8 protein-coding genes are annotated in these 6,029 nt (G+C 38.5%); 6 read left to right on the forward strand and 2 right to left on the reverse strand.

The genetic code is table 11. The annotated features are described in order from the left end of the window. Window positions 1-62: 62 nt before the first annotated feature. From ACM0OY_RS39060 to ACM0OY_RS39075, 4 genes are all read left to right on the forward strand, one after another. On the forward strand, window positions 63-980 hold the full coding sequence (locus tag ACM0OY_RS39060) for a TnsD family Tn7-like transposition protein (RefSeq protein WP_414574083.1): 918 nt from the start codon (window positions 63-65) through the stop codon (window positions 978-980). A gap of 131 nt (window positions 981-1,111) precedes the next feature. Further along, window positions 1,112-1,669 (forward strand): hypothetical protein, encoded by a 558-nt coding sequence (locus ACM0OY_RS39065; RefSeq protein WP_414574077.1) that lies wholly within the window; start codon window positions 1,112-1,114, stop codon window positions 1,667-1,669. Next, window positions 1,666-1,968 carry a helix-turn-helix domain-containing protein gene (locus ACM0OY_RS39070; RefSeq protein WP_414574078.1) on the forward strand — a complete coding sequence of 101 codons (303 nt, stop codon included), beginning with the start codon at window positions 1,666-1,668 and terminating at the stop codon, window positions 1,966-1,968. The genes ACM0OY_RS39065 and ACM0OY_RS39070 overlap by 4 nt, the downstream gene beginning before the upstream one ends. A gap of 285 nt (window positions 1,969-2,253) precedes the next feature. Continuing rightward, window positions 2,254-2,691: a DUF6262 family protein gene (locus ACM0OY_RS39075; protein WP_414574084.1), complete on the forward strand. Its 438-nt coding sequence runs from the start codon at window positions 2,254-2,256 to the stop codon at window positions 2,689-2,691. 527 nt (window positions 2,692-3,218) lie between these two features. Here ACM0OY_RS39075 and ACM0OY_RS39080 read toward each other — a convergent pair. Beyond that, a complete protein-coding gene (locus ACM0OY_RS39080) occupies window positions 3,219-3,914 on the reverse strand; it encodes a hypothetical protein (RefSeq protein ID WP_414574079.1) in 696 nt (231 codons plus the stop codon). A gap of 578 nt (window positions 3,915-4,492) precedes the next feature. Here ACM0OY_RS39080 and ACM0OY_RS39085 point away from each other — a divergent pair. Both ACM0OY_RS39085 and ACM0OY_RS39090 read left to right on the forward strand, forming a co-directional pair. Next, the gene (locus ACM0OY_RS39085) at window positions 4,493-5,467 is read left to right on the forward strand and encodes a P63C domain-containing protein (RefSeq protein ID WP_414574080.1); all 975 of its coding nucleotides are present in this window, start codon (window positions 4,493-4,495) and stop codon (window positions 5,465-5,467) included. 94 nt (window positions 5,468-5,561) lie between these two features. Beyond that, window positions 5,562-5,723, forward strand: a complete 162-nt coding sequence (locus ACM0OY_RS39090; protein ID WP_414574081.1) for a hypothetical protein — start codon at window positions 5,562-5,564, stop codon at window positions 5,721-5,723. Window positions 5,724-5,837: 114 nt separating this feature from the next. On the opposite strand, the gene ACM0OY_RS39095 is transcribed toward ACM0OY_RS39090, so the two are convergent. Next, window positions 5,838-6,029: hypothetical protein (locus tag ACM0OY_RS39095; protein ID WP_414574082.1), on the reverse strand; the 192-nt coding region annotated here is incomplete at its 5' end.

Consider the following 6,029-nt stretch of genomic DNA (forward strand, 5'->3'; position numbering starts at 1 on the left):
TATCAGTAGAATTGCTTTCTCCTAAGTGTACTTAACTGGACTGATAACCGCTATACAAAAAACTGCAAGTTAAAGAATGTCAGATTACATATAATCAAAAGAATTACACACCTGTAGGAACTTTTAGCTGTATCTGTGGTTTTGTCTATTGTCGAAGTGGCCCTGATAGATCGCCAGAAGATAGTTTCCGATACTCCAAGGTCAAGTTTTATGGTTCTGTATGGGAAGAATCTTTGAAAACTCTTTGGGAAGATTCATCTTTGACCCTCAAGCAGATGGGTCAGCATCTTGGAGTTGAGTTTAAAACGGTTTTACGTCAAGCAAGTAAATTGCAGTTGAATTTCCCACGACCCAATACTAAGGCTACAGCAACAGAATTATGCCCATCTCTCCAGCCTCGTAAAAAGTCATTGAATCTCAACCAAGATGTTATTCAATCATCCCGAAAACAATGGTTGAAATTAATGAGAGCAAATCCAGGTATGGGAAGAACCCGATTACGAAGTAAAGCTCCAGCAATTTATGGTCAGTTATATAACTATGACCGGGAGTGGTTACAGGAGCATTTGCCATCACCAAAAACAAACAATGGCACTCTAGATGTGGATTGGGATAGCAGAGATGAGCAAACCATCAAAACTGTCAAGGAAGTAGTAAAGCGCTTGAAACAAGATACGAACCGCCCTACTTGGATTAGCAGAACAGCGATCGCTAACTCCCTTCCCCATCCTGCCAGTGCATGGGTTAAAAGACATCTCAAAAGGCTGCCAAAAACAGCAAAAGTTTTGGCGGAACTGAGCGAAACCAGAGAAGAATTCGCCGTTAGAAGGGTTCAATGGGTAGCGGATTCTTTCCGTCAAGAGAATACTATTCCGCAGAGATGGCAATTGGTGCGCCGGGCAGGTTTACGCCCAGATATAAGAGAGTTGCCTCTAGTTAAACAAGCGATCGCAACTGCTTTGGACTCTTTCAACCTGTAGCGTACAGTTTAGGATGCAGAAAGCTAAAAAATACTGTAAATGCGTAAGATTACTTGCAAATAAAAAGCCAGCTATCAACTTTCTCAGGGACGACGCTGGCTTTTGACCCCCTATCACAGGAGACATATACAATGTTAAAGCCTGTTAGCTATAAAACAGATCAATACAAAGCTTATCAACAAGCTCTAGATGATTTCGGTATCACAGAATTACTGACAAAACTCAGCAACTACTCTGATGCTGACTTTGATAGCACTTGGATGCAACTCAAGCAGCAAGAAATAGAAATCTTAGGAGCGATTTTAATTTCTCAGTTGACTAGTAGCATTGATGGTAAATTGATTGCCGATTATCTGAATCTAATCCGACATATTAACCAGGATGTAGTCCCTGGTTTAATTAATCTAAAATTCCCAGACGCATCCATTGAGCTTCCAGCCAATTTCCCTGAGATAGCGAAGGCACCGCGCTTTTTATATGGCGATCGCTTGCGTTGGCTCTCTGCTGAAAGTGATACTGACTGGGGTATTGTCATTGGTCGATTTTATAACTATGCTTCACATCGTTGCTCCTGGGCATGGTGTTACGTGATTTGGTTAAGCAAAGATAGCCCCAGTGCTGCTTGGACATCTGCTGATATTGCTTGGGAAGAGGATTTGGAACCAATCAACGAGGAATCAACCTTATGAATCCTCATCCATTGAAGCAACGAGAGCAAGATTTGATTAAACTCTACATTTACTGTCATTTTGGGATGACTCCCAAGCATTTTTACTCTAAGTGGCAGGTAAATTATGAAGAAATTGCTCAAATTTGCTCTCGCTCACTTTCTACTGTTCGGCGTTGGTTTTCTAGGGGACGGAACTACCGCCGCCCGATGCCTACCGATTTACGCCACCTTGCTCTGATGAACTTTTTGCTGGAACACTTCGAGGAGATTCCCGAAGAACTGTTGCAGAAGCTGTGTTTCCCAGACAAGAGTGAGTAGGACTTAGACCCAATTTCAATATCATTCTGATATTTTTTGCCAGCCACCGTCGAATATTTAGACCAGCATCAAGAGCATTTAGAAAGAACTAAAAACTTAATTGAAATTGCCACAGACAAAGGATGGGAGCGACAAGCACAAATCAACCAATAAGTGGCGGACAACCTCGAAAGAATCATTAAAAGTCTTAAGGATGACACCAATGAATAAAGAGTCTAGAGTAAACGCTCTTAAGGCAGCGGCAGAGAAGAAAAAAAACAAGCGGAGGAGAATCTCAACAAAGCAATCCAGAAATTAACTGCGGAGAATAAGCCTTTGATTTTTGGAAACGTAGCGTCAGTTGCAGGTCTTTCGATTAGTTACCTCTACAAATATCCAGAAATCAAGAAACGTCTTGAAGGGTTGAGAGAGCAACAGCAAAAGGCGGACAAGCCAGTAGTTGCACAAAAAGCCTCTGAAAATTCCAAATCAGTTATGATTTCTCAACTTCGGGAAAGAATCAAAAAACTTGAAGCAGAAGTTATCAGTTTACGGAGGGTAAACGAAGGATTAGCTGGGAGGGTTTATCATCTTCAAAGTGCGGACGAGCTAGCAGAAAGGCTCAAAGCTGAAAATGCACATCTTAAGGCAAAGATTACAAAACTTGAGAAAGAGCTAGAGCAGTCTCAAGATCAATCTGTTGCAACTTCCTATGCATCAAATAACTCCGGTTATAGGCTTTAAAAAAATAGAATAAGTAAAGCTGATGTTTTTGAAAGTATTAAGCGGGAACTTAGCGATCTAGGAATTAAGCTTAATCCCACATTAATCAAATCTATCAAATTAAAACCAGACGAAGTAGTTATTAATGCTATAGCAGCTTTTAAGGAAGCAGCAGCGCATAGCGTAGTCGAAAAGCCGGGAGCTTGGATCAAAAGAGCAATAGAAGAGGAATGGACACCTAATAAATCTATCGGTGAAAATTCTAGTAACTTGAACGGTGAGTTTTACCAATGGTTTGATCTAGCCAAATCCCAAAGAATTGTAATAACTATAAAAGAAACAGAACAGGGATTTGTATTACAAGATAATACTGGTCAATGGTTAGCCTGGAAGGATTTTACTGAACGTGGATGGACTCTAGATTATTTAAAAAATCAGGTCAAGCAACGTTAAGTTTATATTAATAATTCTGGATTTAATATTAAAACACTAATTAGATTATAATTATTTCTAATTAGTGTTTTAATTTTAGTATTTTAAGCCTTTATCTATCCAGCTTTTAGCTTAGAAAGAGAAGCTACAGCTTTGTAATATTCTTTTTTAAGCTGTTCAAGCTCTTTATGTTTTTCTGCAATCTCATTTCTCAGAATCTTAAATATATACCCAAATTCACTATCGTTGGATTCCGGTAAATCGGGTAAATCCGAGTCTTGGTTTATGGTGTCAACAGATTCACAAACACTCGATTCTACTTTCTGTTCTTGAACGTTCTCTTTTTTCAAATCATTTATTAAGGTTGAATCAGATGATACTTTTGTACTGTTTGATTCACTTTCCTGATTTTGTCTTGAATTTTTCTTCGACTGTCTTTCAATAAAATCTTCGTAACCATATCCTCTGTCTTTGATTATCGCCTGAACGTCTTCTAATTTGACTTCTGTTTTTAGAAAATAAAGCCATGCTCCTCTCGCTCCACATTTACTTCGATTAAAGAGAGGAAAGATCAAACGCTTATTGTATTCACTGTCCGCCAATCGACGAAGAGTAGATGAAGCTGCTGAATCAGAACATTGCAAATATTTCATAACATCCGCAGTGTCAATTCCTCTTTCTATAGTTTTAGCGAACTGAATAATTAGTAATTCTGGTTCACTACAACGATACAAAGTATCTCTAATTTTCTTCTGCTCAGAGCTACTATTTGGAAGTTGACTATTAATGAATAAATTGCTATCATTAGACATAGCAAGTTACGCCTCCTTTTAGGGGGTTGTAAGGTTAAGTAAAAAAAGTGTAATGGGATACTTTCTTAAGAAGAACGACTCCGCCGGCAAGCTGAAGATTCTTCCATAAGTCCCCCAATACACATAAAAAGACTAACACAAGAAACGATTTTGTTGCAACAACAAAATCGTTTCTTTTTAAGATTATTTCAACTAGCTATCGAAGATTATTTCTGCAACAAAAAAAGATTTTTGCAAGATAATTTCAACCGAGAATCAAAAAAACCTGAAAAAGAAAACAGCTAATAAGCTAAGAATTCAGTAAACTTTATCGCTGTTTGATTACTTCTCCACAAAGTGATTTAACAATGCTCACTGTGTAGAAATTGCTCAAAGACTATATTTGAGTGGGCTTAACTGCCTGGACTTACGTCCGCGCTTTACAAAGCTTCTTTATGATATAGCTGTCCGCGCTTTTGAGGTTTAATTTTATGATTGTCGTTACATTTAACAATATTGCAATGTCCGCGCTATTCTGATACACTGTCATCAAATTTAGTCCGCACTGCCGCACCAATCACAGTAACAGTCCGCCTATTATGGACAAAGAACACGCTAAATCCTCTGAATCTTTTAAAGTTGCTAATTCCGGCAATCTTAATTCTGAACAAAATCAAGATAGTAGTTCCTTTAAGGCTACTCGTCTGCCAGCTTCTCCTCCTTCTCCATTTGCTAAATACAGTGGGTATTTAAATATTGGAAGCGAAGACGAACCTATCGACTGCTATGTTCTAGATACTCAAGAAAGGGTAATCAGTTTAAGAGGGGGTGTAAAAGCTCTAGCCAATATCAAAGGTGGGATGTTGAGTAACTACGTCGGTATTCAAGGCTTGAGAGACTATCTAGACAGCGATTTTATTCTTAATAGCACTATTGAGTTTCATATACCTGGTACTCCACCGCCAGGAACAGGTAAAGGAATTACTGCTGAAAATTTTTTAGATATTTGTGGAGCATATATTAGAGCATTTGCGGACGGGAAGCTGACGACACCCAGACAAAAAGAAATCGCTATAAGATGCGGATTATTACTTGCAGCTTGCTCTAAAGTCGGTTTAGTAGCTTTAATAGATGAGGCGACTGGTTATCAATATGAAAGGGAAACTGATGCCCTTCAAGTCAAAATAAGAGCTTTTATTGCGGATGAATTAAGAAATTGGGAGAAAACCTTCCCTGATGAGTTATGGGAAGAGTTTGGTCGGCTTACCAATTGGAGCAAACCTTTGCGTTATAGACCAAAATGGTGGGGCAAGCTAGTCATGGAGCTTATTTACCATGCATTAGATCCTGATGTAGCTGAATATCTTAAAACACATAAACCACCACCAAAGCACGGCAGCAACTATCATCAATGGTTTACAGGTGATTATGGACTCAAAAAACTTATTCCTCATATTTACAAAGTAATTGGTATTGCAAAAACTTGTTCAACTATTCAGGAGCTTCGTGATAAAGTCGCACATCATTATAGAAATGCAAGTCTTCAGCTTTCACTTGATCTGAACAATGAATAAGAAAATGAGTTATCGTTGTGCAAAGCTTACATAACGTCAAAATATTATATAGCAAACGTTGTAGACATTGTGGTATAGATAATTGATACTAACATTGGCAATTATTACCCTACCATTATCTGCTATTGCCCAAACTGCTCGTATCCAATCTATTGCTGGTAAAGGTAAGGTGAGAGTCCAACGCGAAAAACGAACAGATTGGACATTAGCTCAGTATAGTTTAGGGCAGGTATATGCTGCGATTAATGAGCCTTAGCAGGCGTTGGAGCATTATAGTCAAGCAAGAGTAGGCTACACTTTCCTGGGAGATTCAGAGCATGTAGAGGTTCTCCAACGCTGGATAGAAAGACTCAAGAAAACCGCAGTTAATTCAGAAAATGTCAAGAATTAGCTTGGTTTCTAATTGTACGGATTTACTGCTATGAATAAATACCAGAATTAACGCCAAAACACTTAAACAAGATTTCCAATTGTCAATCTGGTAAGCTTTTAGAATCGGAACCAGATGATAAGTAAATGGGCGTGAAAATTTACCGCTATGTAACAAAATATTAACCAGGAA

This window comes from Nostoc sp. CCY 9925 (assembly GCF_963920935.1).
In the GTDB taxonomy this organism is placed as follows: domain Bacteria; phylum Cyanobacteriota; class Cyanobacteriia; order Cyanobacteriales; family Nostocaceae; genus Nostoc.